Source organism: Vibrio kyushuensis (assembly GCF_050337325.1).
GTDB classification, from domain to species: domain Bacteria; phylum Pseudomonadota; class Gammaproteobacteria; order Enterobacterales; family Vibrionaceae; genus Vibrio; species Vibrio kyushuensis.
Genome location: NZ_JAKJSV010000009.1, coordinates 61,182 through 76,103 on the forward strand (window position 1 = coordinate 61,182; position 14,922 = coordinate 76,103).

General features: G+C 43.4%; 12 protein-coding genes. 8 read left to right on the forward strand and 4 right to left on the reverse strand.

Features of this window, described 5'->3' with window-relative positions; all coding sequences use genetic code 11:
* Positions 1 to 102 precede the first annotated feature (102 nt).
* A complete protein-coding gene (locus tag L4D20_RS19195; RefSeq protein WP_428803200.1) occupies positions 103 to 1,362 on the reverse strand; it encodes an inorganic phosphate transporter in 1,260 nt (419 codons plus the stop codon).
* A gap of 129 nt (positions 1,363 to 1,491) precedes the next feature.
* On the reverse strand, positions 1,492 to 2,172 hold the full coding sequence (locus L4D20_RS19200; RefSeq protein WP_428803201.1) for a TIGR00153 family protein: 681 nt from the start codon (positions 2,170 to 2,172) through the stop codon (positions 1,492 to 1,494).
* Between the two features lie 205 nt (positions 2,173 to 2,377).
* On the opposite strand from L4D20_RS19200, the gene L4D20_RS19205 reads away from it, so the two are divergent.
* Positions 2,378 to 3,895, forward strand: a complete 1,518-nt coding sequence (locus L4D20_RS19205) for a CYTH and CHAD domain-containing protein (RefSeq protein WP_428803202.1) — start codon at positions 2,378 to 2,380, stop codon at positions 3,893 to 3,895.
* Between the two features lie 68 nt (positions 3,896 to 3,963).
* On the opposite strand, the gene L4D20_RS19210 is transcribed toward L4D20_RS19205, so the two are convergent.
* Complete coding sequence (locus tag L4D20_RS19210) at positions 3,964 to 4,740, reverse strand: potassium channel family protein (RefSeq protein ID WP_428803203.1); 777 nt, start codon at positions 4,738 to 4,740, stop codon at positions 3,964 to 3,966.
* A gap of 144 nt (positions 4,741 to 4,884) precedes the next feature.
* Between L4D20_RS19210 and L4D20_RS19215 the strand changes: the two genes are divergently transcribed.
* The 3 genes from L4D20_RS19215 (at position 4,885) to hldE (ending at position 10,654) form a co-directional block, all read left to right on the forward strand.
* Positions 4,885 to 6,141, forward strand: coding sequence for a methyl-accepting chemotaxis protein (locus L4D20_RS19215; protein WP_428803204.1), 1,257 nt, complete (start codon positions 4,885 to 4,887; stop codon positions 6,139 to 6,141).
* A gap of 140 nt (positions 6,142 to 6,281) precedes the next feature.
* Positions 6,282 to 9,122, forward strand: a complete 2,841-nt coding sequence (glnE, locus tag L4D20_RS19220) for a bifunctional [glutamate--ammonia ligase]-adenylyl-L-tyrosine phosphorylase/[glutamate--ammonia-ligase] adenylyltransferase (RefSeq protein ID WP_428803205.1) — start codon at positions 6,282 to 6,284, stop codon at positions 9,120 to 9,122.
* Between the two features lie 101 nt (positions 9,123 to 9,223).
* Positions 9,224 to 10,654: a bifunctional D-glycero-beta-D-manno-heptose-7-phosphate kinase/D-glycero-beta-D-manno-heptose 1-phosphate adenylyltransferase HldE gene (gene hldE, locus L4D20_RS19225; RefSeq protein ID WP_428803206.1), complete on the forward strand. Its 1,431-nt coding sequence runs from the start codon at positions 9,224 to 9,226 to the stop codon at positions 10,652 to 10,654.
* A 97-nt stretch (positions 10,655 to 10,751) separates the two neighbouring features.
* On the opposite strand, the gene tolC is transcribed toward hldE, so the two are convergent.
* Positions 10,752 to 12,062 (reverse strand): outer membrane channel protein TolC, encoded by a 1,311-nt coding sequence (gene tolC / locus L4D20_RS19230; RefSeq protein WP_428803207.1) that lies wholly within the window; start codon positions 12,060 to 12,062, stop codon positions 10,752 to 10,754.
* A gap of 234 nt (positions 12,063 to 12,296) precedes the next feature.
* Here tolC and nudF point away from each other — a divergent pair, with 234 nt between their 5' ends.
* The 4 genes from nudF to yqiA are packed head-to-tail and all read left to right on the forward strand — an operon-like array spanning position 12,297 to position 14,800.
* A complete protein-coding gene (gene nudF, locus L4D20_RS19235) occupies positions 12,297 to 12,926 on the forward strand; it encodes an ADP-ribose diphosphatase (protein WP_428803208.1) in 630 nt (209 codons plus the stop codon).
* Positions 12,926 to 13,360 carry a DUF1249 family protein gene (locus L4D20_RS19240; RefSeq protein WP_428803209.1) on the forward strand — a complete coding sequence of 145 codons (435 nt, stop codon included), beginning with the start codon at positions 12,926 to 12,928 and terminating at the stop codon, positions 13,358 to 13,360. The genes nudF and L4D20_RS19240 overlap by 1 nt, the downstream gene beginning before the upstream one ends.
* 25 nt (positions 13,361 to 13,385) lie before the next feature.
* Complete coding sequence (gene cpdA, locus L4D20_RS19245; protein WP_428803210.1) at positions 13,386 to 14,207, forward strand: 3',5'-cyclic-AMP phosphodiesterase; 822 nt, start codon at positions 13,386 to 13,388, stop codon at positions 14,205 to 14,207.
* A gap of 2 nt (positions 14,208 to 14,209) precedes the next feature.
* Positions 14,210 to 14,800, forward strand: coding sequence for an esterase YqiA (gene yqiA, locus L4D20_RS19250; protein WP_428803211.1), 591 nt, complete (start codon positions 14,210 to 14,212; stop codon positions 14,798 to 14,800).
* Positions 14,801 to 14,922 lie beyond the last annotated feature (122 nt).

Sequence of the window (14,922 nt, forward strand, 5' to 3'; positions counted from 1 at the left end):
GAATTTTCTCAAGACCATGCAACAAAGAAGGGAGGCAGAGCCTCCCTTTCTGTGCGTTTGAGTCAATAATGACGTTACGCTTACAAACTACAAACTTAAACTTTAAATAAACATTGCTTGAATTGCATAGAAGAACACAACAGAAAGTAGCGCACCAGCTGGCAGTGTCACAACCCAAGAAGCAACGATATTACGTACAACACCTAAGTTTAGAGCGCCAATACCACGAGCAAAGCCTACACCTAATACCGCACCAACTAGAGTTTGTGTTGTAGAAATGGGTAGACCAGTACCGGATGCCAGAACAACTGTACAAGCTGTTGCTAGTTGCGCTGCGAAACCACGGCTTGGTGTTAGCTCAGTGATGCCTGTACCCACTGTAGCCATTACTCGGCGACCAAGGGTTGCAAGACCGATAACAATACCGATACCACCTAAAGGAAGAATCCACCATGCAATAGCCGTTTTACCTGCAATTTCACCAAGGTTTTCAACGGTTGAGACAACTGCTGACAAAGGACCGATTGCGTTAGCTACATCATTTGAGCCGTGGGCAAATGCCATTGCACACGCTGTGATAACCATAAGGACAGTAAAGACGCCTTCTACGCCTGCAAAACCATGGTCGTCTTCGCGGTTGGCAAATTTCTTCTGAATATAGAGGTAACCACCCACCATGATGACTGTTGAGAAAGCCGCTGACCATAACCAAGCTTCACCGTTAGTAAGGTGTAAGCCTACGTGCTTAAGGCCTTTCTTGATTGTAACCAGTGCAATGACCATTGTTGTAATGAACATGTAGATAGGAACAAATCGTTTAGCATTAAATAGCGGGTTCTCGGTATCAAAAATCAGACGCTGGGCACTGATAAATATCATATAAGCAAAGAGGCCTGAGATAACGGGCGTAATTAACCAACTCCCGACAATACCTTGCACCGAACTCCAATCAACCGCTTCAGTACCAACAGATACACATGCAAAGCCGATGATTGCACCAATGATAGAGTGAGTTGTAGATACTGGCCAGCCCATGTAGGACGCAAGTAATAGCCATGTACCAGCCGCTAATAGCGCGGACAGCATACCGAAGATCAGTACATCAGGTTGATGAATAAAAAGATTTGTGTCGATAACGCCACTTTTTATTGTATCGGTTACTTCACCACCGGCAAGGTATGCCCCTGCAAATTCAAAAATCATCGCAATGATGATTGCTTGTTTAACTGTTAGTGCTTTGGAACCTACTGAGGTGCCCATTGCGTTCGCAACGTCATTTGCACCAATACCAATAGCCATTAATAGACCAAAAGCCGCAGCAATAATTATCAGGAGCGTGCCGTGGTTAGCAATGATATCCATCGTAATACCTAGTTGTTTGATAACAAGCGGAGCAAAATTTAGGCGCGGCAAACCCATCAGCGAGAAAAATACTCATCGCCTAATCTGTCGCGTTTAATTCGAACTCTTCGTTATCGGGTTACTTGTGATTTAAGAGCGAGAAAGCATTACTTCAAGACGCGCACCTACACGCTGTGCTTGATCTGCAATGCCACCGACCCACTCAAGGATTTTGTATAAGAACATAACGTCAATAGGGTTATATTCGGATTCAACCGCCATTAATTGCTGACGAAGCTGAATTTGAATTGCATCAGTATCGTCTTCAATAAGGTCTAGTTGATTAATCATTTCAGCAACAAGCGTTACTTCACGGCCTTTAAAGCCTGTTTCGAGAAGCTCGTCTAACTCATTAATAACTTTTTGAGCTTGATCGGCAGCATCGAGACAGCGCTTCACGTAAACAATGAAGTTCTCTTGAAGTGTTTCTGGGATAACCAAACGACGACCATAAACACGGCCTGAGATGTCTTTGGCTAGGTTGGCAAGTTTGTCTTGTTGAGTCAAAAGCTCAAGCATGTCGGTACGATCGACAGGCATAAACAAACCGCGAGGAAGTTTAAGACGAATTTCGCGCTTTAGCACATCGGCTTCTTTCTCTAGGTGAGAAATTTGAGCACGAATTTCGGCTGCTTTTTCCCAGTCACCTTTTGAAGAAACTTCAAAAAAGTTTACGAGATGAGAGCAACATTCATTAACGCACACTACGTGGCGCTGCAAAGGCTTAATAGGGGACTTTGCAAATAACCCCATTATTGTATTTACTGGCATGGCCATTCAACCTGTTAAATATAACCTAAAAAGAACATACACCATTTCGTGGTGAAATGTTGAACGATGGCTATAAAGGCGCGCATGTTACCCCATTAAATCATTCATGAAAACTGTTTTAGATCATCATTGAGGTGATATTTCTTTCTTGCTGAGTAAAGAGATTGGTCATATCCTGTTGCTATCTGCTTTGAAAGGTACAGTTATGGAAACCGAGATAGAACTGAAGTTTTTTGTTTTACCTGAATTTTCAGCAATTTTGCGTGAAAAAATCTCAGAAATGAAAATCCTTCAGCACAGTAGCCGTGAGTTGGGAAACACGTATTTTGACACGCCTGATAACTGGTTACGTCAGCACGATACAGGCTTGCGAATTCGACGTTTTGATGATGTATTTATTCAAACCGTAAAAACCGCTGGGCGTGTTGTTGCTGGGCTGCATCAACGACCAGAGTATAATGCCGAGCATACCTGCAATACTCCCAAGCTTTCACTTCATCCTGAAGATATCTGGCCACAAGCGCGAGATATTCAAACCTTACAAGAACAACTTATTCCACTATTTGCCACTAACTTTACTCGCGAACAGTGGCTTATTGGTATGGCGGATGGAAGCCAAGTTGAAGTTGCGTTTGATTTAGGCGAAGTCGTTTCTGGGGATAAGCGCGATCCAATTTGTGAAGTTGAATTTGAGCTGAAATCCGGGCAAACCGATGCGCTGTTTACACTTGCTCGTCAATTTAGTGAATATGGCGGTATGCGTTTAGGTAACTTGAGCAAAGCGGCAAAAGGCTATCGACTGGCGCAAGGTTATGAGGGCGATAAGGTCAAACCGCTTTCTTTAGTGAATACCAAGCAAAGCGACAGCGTTGAATCTTGCTTTGTTAACACCTTAGAGCACGCACTATCGCATTGGCATTACCACGAACAAATTTATTCAGAGCGAGAGTCTATTCAATCTCTGCATGAGATTCGTCACTCAATCAGCTTTATCCGTCAAACACTCACCATTTACGGTGGCATCGTTCCACGCAGAGCAAGTGCTATCTTGCGTCAAGAATTGAAGTGGCTTGAGCAAGAGTTAGATTGGTTGAACCAATATGATTATTTGGCGGATTTATTGGAAGATAAAGGTCATGCGTTAAGAAAACTAGAGGCACGAAAGTTCTTAGTCGCCGAACTTAAAGTGGTTCAAGATTCACTCCCTAATCGTGATGAGATACTGTCACTGCTTTCGTCTGCTCGTTATACTGGCATTCTTCTTGATTTGAGCCGTTGGATTCTAAGTCGTGGCTGGCAGCCGTTCCTAGATGATAAGGCGCGTGAACAAATGTCACACGCTATTAATTCATTTTCTGTGCGACAGCTAGACCGAACTTGGGCCGAACTGATCGAAGCTTTTCCCCCGGAGCGGACATTAACGAGCCAAGAGTATATAGAACAGCAATATCGTCTGATGCGTAATCTTTATACGGGGGTTGGGTTTGCGAGCCTTTATGATGTGGATGAGCGTACTAGCTTTCGCTTGCCATGGGCTGATCTAATGCAGGGCATTGACGACTTATTAATGCTTAAGCCATTAGAGGTGTTAGTCGAGAAACTAGAGGCGGAAGAAAAAGAACAGCTTCAACGTTGGTTAGATCGTCAAGAAACCTCTATTTTGCATGCCATGGAGCAAACCCGCATCATTGGTATTGAAGCTGAGCCGTATTGGCAACATTAAACAGTGAATACTCTTTACTGAAAACAGATAAAAAAATAGAGCACCTAGATGCTCTATTTTTTGTTTTATCACTTACTTTCTGCTTCATTGTTTGGTGGCGAACTTTGCTTTTCAAGCCTTTCTAATCGTTCAATAATGACTTGCTGCTGAGAGACAATCTCTTCAAGTAGCTGTACTTTATTCTCTTGCTTCTGCGCCTGTTTTTCTGTTGGCGAGGTAATCATGGAAGTAATTAAGCCTGAAATAGCACCAAAAATCCCCACACCACACACGATTAAAGCTGAACCGAGTATTTTTCCATTAGCCGTCACTGGGTAGTGATCGCCATATCCAACAGTAGAAATAGTCACCAAAGCCCACCACAATGCATCCCCACCATCCTTAATATTTCCTCCAGGATTCTTTCCTTCGATAAACAGCATCATGCTTGACCCGACCGTCAATAAGAAAACCAGTAGTAGCAGAATTGAGGCGAGCGTGGTCTCTCGTCGATTAGAAAAAATCTGACTAAAAATATGCTGCCCAGATCGGAAAATAAGAATGATGCGAAGAATAGAGAAGATGCGAGCATATCTAAGTGGCTCAATCATTGGCAGGCTAGCAAGAAAGTCAATCCAGTGTTTTTTCATGTATTGCATCTTGTTTGCGGCTCGGATCAAATCAATCGTAAGTTGCAACATGAAAATGCTACAGATAACAAAGTCTATGCCGATAAGTACCTGACGAGTTTCAGGATTTAATGGCATAAACAATAAGCCAGAGATCACAAATAACGCCATAAACGACAGGATCAGTGATAATAAGCTCATTGGTCTAGTATCGTTTTTGATATCATCTTTATTCATACGAGGCTCGAAATAAATTAGTGACTAGTGCATAGGCATTAGTTAAATCAGTTCACTCAATATACATCAGTCTATAAGCGATTCGATAAATTATTGGGTGCGACGTAATGAAAAGTTATAGATAACAATTGCGGAGAATGGACAATGGCTAGGATGGTATTCAAACCATGGGAACGAGTAATTACCAATACTCGTTTAGTTCCGAAGATGATTATACTCATGGTGTTGAGCACAATTTTAATTGTGACCAAGCAACTGTGGGATGCGAGCACGTTTTATGATGCGTTGTTAGTCGCAACAGAAAGCGCAGCCGTTGCTCAGCAGCATTATGAAGCGTATTTAGTTCAGGTTGTTTGGCAAACCGTTATCATGATCGCCTTTTTTGTAATTGTACTTCTTGCTGCGGCACGAATCATGTTACGTCAAACGCAGTACTTAAATGACTCAATCAAGCAGATGGCGAATAAAGATCTTTCAGTTGAGATCGCTATGGACTGTAAAGATGAGTACGGTGATGTTGCCCGTGAACTCGAAGTCACGCGTCGCCAATTGCAGGATATGATCAAAACACAGGTAGAGTCTTCTCAAGAGCTATCGACACTGACGGAAGTCATGACGCTGAGCATGTCTGAGACCAAAGAGTCAACACAAGAAGAGTTCAGTGAGATTGATCAACTAGCCACAGCAATGAGTGAAATGAGCTCAACGGTTCAAACGGTTGCGGATCACGCGCAAAGTGCGTCATCTCTGACTGAGAGTGCGTCAACTCAAGCGCAGACTGGGCAACGCTTTGTTCAGGATAGCGTAACGAAGATGAGCGTTCTATCGCAAGATATCAGTGCCTCTGCTGAGGCTGTTAATCAGGTTGAAGATAGTGTTGACTCTATCGGTAGCGTTGTCGGAACAATCCAAGGAATTTCAGAGCAGACTAACTTACTAGCACTTAATGCTGCGATTGAAGCGGCACGTGCTGGAGAAGCAGGTCGAGGCTTTGCTGTTGTTGCGGATGAAGTTCGTAATCTGGCTCAGAGGACTCAGAATGCAACGGTTGAGATTCAAGAGATGATCAGTCAACTACAAAGCAGCGCGACTTCTGCGGTTGAATTGATGGAAAAAAGTGTTGTTGAAGCAGCTGAAGGCGTAGAGCTTGTTACTAACGCGGGCACTGAATTAGACGGCATTGTTAGTCAGGTTACTCAAATCAATGATATGAACTTCCAAATTGCAACAGCGGCTGGCCAGCAAAGCAGTGTTGCAGGAGAGATGGACCAGAACCTGACCAATGTCCGTGAATTGGTAGAAGCTTCGGTTGTTGTTATTGGCGAACTGCTTGAAACCTCTGAAATCATGCAAAATAATGCAGAAGAGCTTGATAAGAAAATTACCTCTTTCAAAGTCTAAACTCACGTTCTGACGATAAAAACGCTCGCTATGTATAGTGAGCGTTTTTTTATGGCTTAAGTTTGATATAACAGTGCCTGTAACTTTTATTTCTCCAGAACTCTCAAGATAACTCCCTCAGTCCAGTACAAGGAAACCTCATGTCATTGCCTGATCAACTAATTCCCACTTCCGACTCCGCTTTTGAGACATTAATGACAAATACAACTTTTGAATTATGGCCTCAGACACGTCTTGATGAGTTAAAGGTGATAGCTGGGCTCAGTCAATTTATTACTGAAGCACTGCAGCGAGATGAAGGGCTGATTCAAGCTCTACCAATAATGCTTGAAGAGAATTCTCGTTACTCCAGTTATCGTGAACGATTAAAGACACTGCTTGATCAATGTAGCGATGAGGCTGCGGGACATCGAGTGCTTAGACAGTTTCGAAACCGAGAGATGAGCTATATCGCGTGGCGTGATTTTCTAGCTTCGTGGTCACTTGAAGAGAGCTTACTGCATTTATCAGAATTAGCTGAGGCGATGATTTTTGAAACCTATCAATGGCAGTATCAAACCTGTTGCCAGGAGTGGGGAACGCCTTGTAACAGTGAAGGTGTTGCGCAACCTATGCTGATCATTGGCATGGGTAAGCTCGGTGGTGGGGAGCTGAACTTCTCTTCTGATATTGATTTGATTTTTACCTATCCAGAAAATGGCGATACTCAAGGTGCGAGACGTAGTATCGCGAATGCTCAATTCTTTACTCGTTTAGGTCAACGTATTATTAAAGCGCTTGATCAACATACTTTTGATGGCTTTTGTTATCGCGTAGATATGCGTCTTAGACCATTCGGGGAAAGTGGTCCATTGGTGATGAGTTACGCGGCACTGGAAGATTACTACCAAGAGCAAGGGCGAGATTGGGAACGTTACGCGATGATCAAAGCGCGTGTGATGGGCAGTGAGATGTACCCTGAATACCAAGAGCTGCGCAGCATGCTTCGTCCGTTTGTTTTTCGTCGCTACATCGACTTCAGTGCCATTCAGTCATTGCGCCGTATGAAGTCGATGATCAGTAGTGAAGTAAGACGACGTGGGTTGAGCAATAATATTAAATTGGGTGCGGGCGGAATTCGTGAAATAGAGTTTATAGCGCAAGTGTTTCAGCTTATTCGTGGTGGTCGTGAGCCCAGTTTGCGTGGACGTGGACTATTAGAAACATTAGCGGCAATTAAAGAGCTGACGTTACTTGATAAAAAAGAAGTGAGCGATTTATCAACGGCATATCTATTTCTACGCCGAACAGAGAATCTAATTCAGGCCATGGCAGATAAGCAGACGCAAACTCTACCTGATACTGATCTTGAACAGTTAAAGTTAGCGACAGCAATGGGCTTTGATAGCTATGAGGCGTTGGCCTCTGATATCTCAACTCACATGGCAAACGTACACGCCGTTTTTGAAGAGCTGATTGGGGTAGAAGACGATCAGTGTGATACCGCTGCGCCACATTTTCACGAAATGTGGGATATGGCGGCAGAGCAAGATGTCGTCGAAAGTATACTGCTTGGTGATTTAGCTTCGCAGGAAGCGGAAAAGCTTGCCAAGACCATCTTTCAATACAAACAGGATTTAGCTAAAAAGACATTAGGTCCACGTGGTCGAGAGGTGCTTAATCGCTTAATGCCCAAAGTGTTCTCTACTCTATTTAATCATAAAGATGCGCAGTTTGGCCTTTCTCGCGTCCTTCATCTATTACACAAAATTGTTACGCGAACGACCTATTTAGAGCTTCTTGATGAGCACCCTGCAGCTCTAACACAACTGGTTCGCTTATGTACCGCGAGCCCTATGATTTCAGAGCAGTTAGGTCGTTATCCAATTCTATTGGATGAGTTGATCGACCCTCAGCAACTCTACAAACCGATCCCACTAGATTCTTACCAAACTGAACTAAGAGATTATTTGGCCCGTATTCCTGAAGATGATATGGAGCAGCAGATTGAAGCGCTGCGTCAGTTTAAACAGATCTGCATTTTACGCATCGCGGCAGGTGATATTGCTGGCGCTCTGCCCGTGACAGAAGTGAGTGATCACTTAACCTATCTTGCTGAAGCTATTGTTGCCGCGGTAATTAATCAAGCTTGGCAGCAAATGGCAGAAAAATATGGCGTTCCAACCCACGTTAATGATCGAGATGGTAAAGGGTTCGCCGTCATTGGTTATGGCAAAGTAGGCGGCTGGGAGCTTGGCTACAATTCCGATCTTGATATTGTTTTTATGCATGACTGTCCGGTAAATGTTTATACCGATGGTAAAAAAGAGATCGATGGCAGGCAGTTTTACCTTCGTTTGGCTCAGCGTATTATTCATATTTTCTCTATTCGCACCGCGTCGGGAATTCTGTATGAAGCGGACACGCGTTTACGACCATCGGGAGCATCTGGGTTACTGGTAAGTCCAACCGATGCTTTTGATGAATATCAGCATAAAGACGCTTGGACATGGGAGCATCAAGCTCTGGTTAGAGCGCGAATGATCTACGGTGATGCGCCACTTCAGCAAGCTTTTGCAAAAACTCGAAAAGAGGTGTTATGTCTTGATCGTGATCAGCAAACACTGAAAAAACAAGTGACTGATATGCGTGTGAAGATGCGAGATCACCTCGGAGGCAAGAAAGCAGGGCGATTCATGCTAAAACAAGATCCTGGCGGAATTACTGATGTTGAGTTTCTAGCTCAGTATCTTGTATTAAATTACAGCCATGACAACCCAAAGCTTTCACGTTGGTCTGACAATATTCGGCTGTTTGAGTCGATGATAGCGCAGGGTGTGATGGATGAGGGGCAGGCGTTGGGCTTGATACACGCTTATACCGAAATGCGTGATCAAATTCACCACCGCAATTTACTCAACTTAGATTCAGACGTGGCAGAAGATAAGTTCATTAATGAACGAGCATTAGTCACACAAGTCTGGAAGCAGTGGCTCGAATAGCGGGTCGGTAAATAGATAAACAGAACAAATACAAACCGAGAGTTTAGCGATAAAAAAGCTTGTGCTACACTCGGCTCAGTTACGAATTTTGGAGATCCACAATGAAACCAATCCTACCTGATTACAATGATTCAGGCGTTCTTATCATCGGTGATGTGATGCTTGATCGTTATTGGTATGGTCCTACCGGGCGTATTTCACCAGAAGCGCCCGTTCCTGTGGTGAAAGTAGAAAACAATGAAGAACGCCCAGGCGGCGCTGCTAACGTTGCTATGAATATTGCCTCACTAGGTGGGCATGCGCATATCATCGGCCTAACTGGCATAGATGAGCCAGCTAAGGTATTAACTGAAACACTTTCTGCATTGAAAGTGACGTGCGACTTTGTATCGCTACCAAGCTATCCAACCATTACGAAATTGCGTGTTCTAAGTCGTGGACAACAGTTGATCCGACTTGATTTTGAAGACAAGTTTGAAAACACTGATCCAGAGCTTATTTTATCAAGAATGGAACAGGCGTTACCTAAATCTCGTTCGGTGATTTTGTCTGACTATGCCAAAGGTGCACTGGAACACGTGCAGCAGTTTATTCAAAAAGCACGCGCAGCTAATGTTCCCGTCTTTATTGACCCGAAAGGTGCTGATTTTGAGCGTTACCGCGGTGCAACACTACTAACTCCAAACATGTCTGAGTTTGAACAAGTGGTTGGCACTGTTAAGTCTGATGAAGAGTTAGTCGAAAAAGGCTTGGCTCTGATTGAACAATATGATTTTGAAGCGCTTCTTGTTACCCGTAGTGAACACGGTATGACCTTACTTCGTCGAGACGCAGAACCTTTTCATCTGCCGACTCAAGCACAAGAAGTTTATGATGTGACGGGTGCAGGTGATACGGTTATTTCTGTACTCGCTGCGTCAGTTGCCGCAGGTAAGCCTCTAGATGAAGCGTGTGCGCTTGCTAATGCTGCAGCTGGTGTAGTTGTTGGTAAGCTAGGAACGTCTACGTTATCTACGATAGAATTAGCCGAAGCGATTCACGGCAGCCAAGATACTGACTTTGGTGTGATTTTGGAGCCAGCTCTGATTGAAGCAGTCAAAGCAGCAAGAGCCAAAGGTGAGACCGTTGTTATGACCAATGGCTGCTTTGATATTCTACACGCAGGGCATGTCTCTTATCTAAACCATGCCGCTAAACTGGGCGACCGTCTGATTGTTGCCGTAAATACCGATGATTCCGTTAAGCGATTGAAAGGCCCAGGCCGACCAGTTAATCCCACTGATCGTCGTATGGCTGTGCTTGCTGGATTAGGTGCGGTCGATTGGGTTGTTCCGTTTGAGGAAGATACACCACAACGATTAATCTCTGAAGTATTGCCAAGCTTGCTGGTTAAAGGTGGTGATTACAAAATAGAAGACATTGCTGGTGGTAAAGAAGTCATTGCCGCAGGTGGTCAAGTCAAAGTGCTGAACTTTGAAGATGGTTGCTCGACGACTGAAATTATTGATGCGATTAAAGGTGGACGAGGCTAAGCCCTTTATTCTCTCATTTGCATTCAATAGGCAGGTATAAAAAAACCGCTGACTTTTAAACCAGCGGTTTTTTGTATCTAAAAGCTATTGCTTGATATTAGCTAGCAGGTTTAAGGCCAGCATCAACATCAATAACATCTTGCTCACTCAATGTACCAACAGCTTGGCGTAGCTGAAGAACACTGATGATGTAGTTATAACGAGCATCAGATAAATTTCTGTTTGCATCGTATAAACGACGAGTTGAGTCTAGTACGTCAACAATAGTACGAGTACCAACATCAAAACCTGCTTCTGTCGCTTCTAGTGCAGAGCTAGTCGAAACGACTGTTTGCTCGTAAGCACGTAGTGCACCAATAGAGGCTGTGATGTTGTTGTTGTAAGCACGAACATTTTTAACAACACTACGATAAGTCGCTTCTAAATCTTGGCTCGCTGCTACATAAGCAAACTCAGCTTGTTTCGTTTGAGAAGTTACATTACCACCGGTATAAAGAGGAACAGAAAGGTTCACACCAATGTTAAAGTCGTTGTTACTGCTGTAGCTAGGAGCATAATCATCGCTTGAATCATTACCGTAATTGTAGCCACCATCTAAAGTGATTGAAGGTAGGTGACCAGAACTTGCTAGCGAGATATTATCCCTTGCAACATCTTGAGAGATACGGGCAGTCAGTAGGCTTAAGTTCTTCTCTTCCGCTTCTTCCACAAGAACGTTTACTGGTGACGCCGTTTTGCTAGCAGCAAAGCGTTTAGTATCCAGTACGTTTAAGTTCGAATGTTCACGACCTGTAATTTCGCGCAGGTTCTCGTAGCTGTTTACTAAGCTATTTTCAGCAAGAACTTCGTTTGCTAGAACGCCATCGTACTGAGCTTGCGCATCATGTACATCAGTAATAGCAGAAAGACCCACTTCAAAACGTTGCTTGGTTTGCTCTAGTTGACGACCAACAGCTGCTTTTTCAGCACGAACAAATTCAAGGTTATCTTGAGCGCGTAGTACTTCAAAGTAAGAAGAGGCAACACGAAGGATCAAACCTTGCTGCTCAGCAGCGTAAGAAGAGTCAGCGCGGCGAGCGGTTTTCTCAGCTGTATCAAGTGTTACCCAGCTAGAGCGATTGTAAAGCTCTTGAGAAAAGTTAACACCAGCGGTGAGCTTGTCACTGTCTCGACCGTCTTGGTTGCTACGGTTGATGTTGTAACCAGCTGTTAGGTTGATTTGTGGTAGTAAGCTACTACGACTAGAAGTCACAGCTTCAAAAGCAGCATCACGTTGTGCAGCAGCACTTAAAAGTTGCGGATCATTATCTTTTGCATGATTGTAGATATCAGCAAAAGTGTCCGCTAATGCAGAGGTACTCAGGCTGCTTAGTGCAGCACCGATGAATACGGGAAGCAGTTTTTTCATTATTCCTATTCCTGCCTAAAATATAAAGAGGGTAATCAAGCGAAAGTTTACCCTAAAGTGATGGTAATTTACCCGAAATTTTGCATATTTTTACACATTGCTGACAGGTATCTGGATAATTGGAATTTATTACTTAAATAAATTTGTAAAAATTATACAAATATTTTAGATCTATCCTTGGTGCTTAGGGTCAACTCTAGGTAAAATACAGAAAACTAAGTAAGAGGTGCTCGGATGCAACACTCGAACAAGCCATTGATCGACTTTACTCGTCAAGACGTAAAAGTTATGTCGAAGAAAACCCTTTTTAGCGGTTTTTTTAAGATGATTAAGTATCAATTTAGCCATCGTCTGTTTGATGGCGGTTGGAGTGAGCCGATCGAGCGAGAAATGTTTGAGCGTGGGCACGCCGTTGCGGTATTGCCTTATGATCCCATTACCGATCAAGTTGTCATCATTGAGCAGATAAGAGTAGGTGCTCTTGAGCATCAATCGCCTTGGCAATTAGAAATTGTGGCCGGCATTATTGACCCAGGTGAAACCGCTGAAGATGTTGCGCGTCGAGAAATGGTCGAAGAAGCAGGGATTGAGATTAATCAGATTGAAAAAATCACCTCTTTTTATCCCTCTTCTGGTGGCTGCTCTGAAAAGCTAGATGTGTATATTGGTGAAGTCGATGCGTCAAAAGCTTCTGGTATCCACGGGCTTGATTATGAAGGCGAAGATATTCGTGTCCATGTCATGTCACGTAAGGTTGCTTATCAAAGGGTCAAGTCAGGGCAATTTGAAAATGGTGCTTCTATTATTGCACTGCAATGGTTAGAGCTTAATCACCGTGAAGTTGTCTCTAAGTGGCGATTGTGATGGAAAACAAAGTTTACCATGTCGATCTAGCCGAGCTAATGCGCGTTTATGAAACTAATTACGCCAAACTAAACGCGTTGCTGCCTTTTGACGCAAAGGTTGGCGATATTCGCTGTTATAAAGCCGGTGCCATGACGTACCAATTGCAAGTGTGCGAGGTCACAAAGTACACAACTTTAGTGGAGGTCTGTCAGAGTGATGACGTTCCAATATTTCCATTACCTAAAATGTCTGTCAGGCTGTATCACGATGCTCGTGTGGCAGAAGTCTTTTCTAGCGAACATTTTGGGCGAGTTAAAGCACGCTACGACTACCCAAACGCTAGAATGATGCAGAAAGATGAAAAAGCACAAATTAACCGTTTTTTAGGAGACTGGCTGACATTTTGTCTAAAACACGGCATTAGCCAAGCTCCAATTAATATTCGTCAATAGTCACGTAAATGTTCAGGTTTTGATTTTGAAATTGTCGTCAAGCACAGCTGAGTCTACACCGATTAAGCTGTTACAAATCACAGATACTCATTTGTTTGCTCCCGTAGACGGTAGCCTTCTGAGCGTAAATACACTAGAAAGTTTCCAAGCTGTTGTGGCTATGGTTAAGCAGTCTGCTGTGAAATTTGAAGCGATATTGGCAACTGGTGATATTTCTCAAGATCACAGTGTTGAATCTTATCAACACTTTGCAAACGGTATCGCTCCGTTGAAGCAGCCTTGTTATTGGTTGCCGGGCAATCATGACTACAAGCCTAATATGGGAACCGTTTTCCCTTCAGTACAAATAGAGCATATCGAGCACTCTTTTATTGGTGAACACTGGCAAGTTATCATGCTTGACTCACAAGTGGTTGGAAAACCCCATGGCCGCTTAAGTGATAGACAGCTAAACTTGTTAGATCAGAAGCTCAGTGAAAATCCGAATCGACATACTTTGGTTTTACTGCACCATCACCCGATATTAGTGGGCAGTGCATGGCTTGATCAGCACACCTTAAAAGACAGTGAACAACTGTGGCAGATCCTCGATAAGCACCAGAATGTTAAGGCGATACTGTGTGGTCATGTTCATCAAGATATGGATAAAGAAGTGAATGGTGTACGTGTGATTGCAACACCGTCAACCTGCATCCAGTTTAAACCTAATTCAGATGACTTCGCTTTAGACCGATGCTCTCCTGGTTGGAGAGAGCTAGACCTTCATGCTGATGGTCAGCTTGTGACAAAGGTTCAGCGTTTACCTAATGATAGTTTTCTACCTGATTTTACTGCGGGCGGCTATTAATAGTGGCGCAAACGAAAAAACCATTATTGCTGTATATTCACGGATTTAACAGCTCACCGCAGTCACATAAAGCGAACGTGATGAACGAGTACTGTTTATCACAGCGTCCTGATATCAAACTTCTTACTCCGCAACTTCCTTGTTTTCCAGATGAAGCGGCTAACTGCTTACTAGAATTAATCGAGAAACATCACTCTGAGTACCAAATAGCACTGGTTGGCAGCTCTCTTGGTGGATACTTATCGACTTGGCTCAATGCAAAGTTTGGCTTTAAAGCTGTTTTGGTGAACCCAGCAGTTAAGCCTTATGAGTTATTGGTCGATTATTTAGGTGAGCAAGTTAATCCCTATACGGGGCAAGAGTACACCTTAGAGCCTATTCACATTGAGCAGTTAAAGTCGCTAGATGTTGAGTCTATTAAGCATCCTGAAGATTTTTGGCTATTGCAGCAAACAGAAGATGAAGTTCTAGATTATCGTCAAGCTGTAGAAAGGTTTAGCTTATCTAAGCAGACGGTAGAGCAAGGTGGTGACCACAGCTTTATTAATTTTGAACGATACCCTGCTGAAATTGTAAAGTTTCTCGCGTTATAGGCGATTTAAGCTGTTACAGACTGCTCTGTCACGTTTATTGATTGGAAGATTAGCGTGATCAATTCAAAGGTTAGTAATTTAGGTATTTCCTTCGCCCACTGAGGGAGGAGTCATAATTTTAC

Excerpts from the sequence above, each read along its gene's own strand:
- nudF (WP_428803208.1), top strand. The coding sequence starts at position 12,297 with ATGCAACACTCGAACAAGCCATTGATCGACTTTACTCGTCAAGACGTA.
- L4D20_RS19195 (WP_428803200.1), bottom strand. The coding sequence starts at position 1,362 with ATGGATATCATTGCTAACCACGGCACGCTCCTGATAATTATTGCTGCG.
- glnE (WP_428803205.1), top strand. The coding sequence starts at position 6,282 with ATGTCATTGCCTGATCAACTAATTCCCACTTCCGACTCCGCTTTTGAG.
- L4D20_RS19240 (WP_428803209.1), top strand. The coding sequence starts at position 12,926 with ATGGAAAACAAAGTTTACCATGTCGATCTAGCCGAGCTAATGCGCGTT.
- tolC (WP_428803207.1), bottom strand. The coding sequence starts at position 12,062 with ATGAAAAAACTGCTTCCCGTATTCATCGGTGCTGCACTAAGCAGCCTG.
- L4D20_RS19200 (WP_428803201.1), bottom strand. The coding sequence starts at position 2,172 with ATGCCAGTAAATACAATAATGGGGTTATTTGCAAAGTCCCCTATTAAG.
- L4D20_RS19215 (WP_428803204.1), top strand. The coding sequence starts at position 4,885 with ATGGCTAGGATGGTATTCAAACCATGGGAACGAGTAATTACCAATACT.
- L4D20_RS19210 (WP_428803203.1), bottom strand. The coding sequence starts at position 4,740 with ATGAATAAAGATGATATCAAAAACGATACTAGACCAATGAGCTTATTA.
- hldE (WP_428803206.1), top strand. The coding sequence starts at position 9,224 with ATGAAACCAATCCTACCTGATTACAATGATTCAGGCGTTCTTATCATC.
- L4D20_RS19205 (WP_428803202.1), top strand. The coding sequence starts at position 2,378 with ATGGAAACCGAGATAGAACTGAAGTTTTTTGTTTTACCTGAATTTTCA.